The following is a 1,426-nucleotide window of genomic DNA, read 5'->3' as shown; positions in this document are numbered from 1 at the left end:
GGCTCTTCACGAACGAGGGTGTAGTCGGTTGAGCGCGTCGGTGGCCGGGTAGGGGTCGAGGTCTCCCGGATGATGGAAGTTCTTCACGCTCGCCATCCCGAAAGACCTCGACGTGCTCCACCCTACTTTCGCGACCCCTGACCTGACCACGTTCTGCCGCCTCGACGAGCTCGGCCTCGTCGCCGTCGGCCAGCTGATCGAGCCGGATCGGGCCACGATCGAATGCCGCGTCGTCGAGGACGACCCGTGGTGTCGGAAGTGCGGTGTCGAGGGCGTGCCGCGGGACACGGTCACGCGTCGACTGGCGCACGAGCCGTTCGGGCACCGGCCGACGACCCTGCTGGTGCGGGTGCGCCGGTACCGGTGCGGACACTGCCGGCGCACGTGGCGGCAGGACATGACGCGGGCAGCGGCGCCGCGTGCGAAGATCTCCCGCGGCGGCCTGGAGTGGGCGCTGCGGGGCATCGTCATCGACCACCTCACCGTCACCCGCGTCGCCGCAGGTCTCGGGGTGTCCTGGAGTGCCGCGAACGCCGCCGTCCTCGCGGAAGGCAAGCGGCGCCTGATCGACGACCCCGCCCGGTTCGACGGGGTCACCACGATCGGTGTCGACGAGCACGTCTGGCGACACACGAGGCTGGGCGACAAGTACGTCACCGTGATCATCGACCTCACGCCCGCGAGGAACAAGACCGGGCCGGCGAGGCTGCTGGACATGGTCGAGGGCCGCTCCAAGGCGGTGTTCAAGCAGTGGCTCGCCGCCCGCCCTGCGGACTGGGCGAAGCGGATCGAGGTGGTCGCGATGGACGGCTTCGCCGGGTTCAAGACCGCTGCCGCCGAGGAACTCCCCGACGCCGTCCCCGTCATGGACCCGTTCCACGTGGTCCGCCTCGCCGGCGACGCGCTGGATGTCTGCCGGCGTCGGGTCCAGCAAGACACCACCGGTCACCGCGGGCTCAAGGGCGACCCGCTCTACAAAGCCCGCCGCACCCTGCACACCGGGGCGAGCCTGCTCACCGACCGGCAGCGGGCACGCCTGGACGCAGTGTTCGCGAGCGAGGAGCACGTCGAGGTCGAGGCGACCTGGGGCATCTACCAGCGCATCGTCGCGGCCTACCGGGAGCCCGACAAGAAGAAAGCGAAGGCGATGATGCAGGAGGTGATCGCTGCGATCAGCAGCGGCGTTCCCGCGGCGCTCGTCGAGGTCCGCAAGCTCGGCCGGACCATGAAGCAGCGGGCGGGCGACATCCTCGCGTTCTTCGACCGCCCCGGCACCAGCAACGGCCCGACCGAGGCCATCAACGGGCGACTCGAACACCTCCGCGGCTCCGCCCTCGGCTTCCGCAACCTCACCCACTACATCGCTCGGTCGCTGCTCGAAGCCGGAGGGTTCAGACCCGCGCTACACCCTCGTTCGTGAAGAGCC

At 70.0% G+C, this 1,426-nt stretch carries 1 protein-coding gene; it reads left to right on the top strand.

Annotated features, from left to right (window positions below; translation table 11 throughout):
- The first annotated feature begins 112 nt into the window (after nt 1–112).
- A complete protein-coding gene (locus tag ACT3TZ_RS15130) occupies nt 113–1,420 on the top strand; it encodes an ISL3 family transposase (protein WP_034375564.1) in 1,308 nt (435 codons plus the stop codon).
- Nucleotides 1,421–1,426: the final 6 nt, after the last annotated feature.

Source organism: Brachybacterium sp. AOP25-B2-12 (assembly GCF_052378625.1).
Lineage (GTDB): Bacteria > Actinomycetota > Actinomycetes > Actinomycetales > Dermabacteraceae > Brachybacterium.
Note: the sequence above shows the minus strand (reverse complement) of the source record. Positions and strands in the feature narration are given on the sequence as shown.